Consider the following 477-nt stretch of genomic DNA (forward strand, 5'->3'; position numbering starts at 1 on the left):
CGTCCAGGCCTTCGGCCTTCCCTTCAGATTCCCTCGGGCTTATCGACTCCCCGCGTCCGGCAGGCCACCGCCACGACGGGCTCGCGCAGTTGAAAGCGGACGTCAGCTGGGGCGAGCCGCGTGCTTAGGGTTCTGGCATACGGCATCGAGAAGAGAAATAGCTTGTAGTGCCCGCCCCGGCCGGCCGCGCGGGCGGCCTTTGGGGGCTTACGCAGCGTCTTGCATCGACACGCTGCCGCTACGCGTATAGGCAAGAAAACGGGCCGCCGCTAATCGTCACTTGAACCCCTGTGCCGGATGGGCGGTGTGCGCGAGAGGGTCTGCATACGCAACAGGCTCCCTGCCGCGCGCCGCCCATCTCTACCCACCCCCCACTTGATTGCGGGCCCACCAGCAATGCCCCACGCAAGCGCGCAGCGATCACCACCGACGACGCACCACGCGTATGCCGATTGTGGCCGCCCGCGCGGCCGCAAT

Source organism: Achromobacter maghribensis (genome assembly GCF_057334215.1).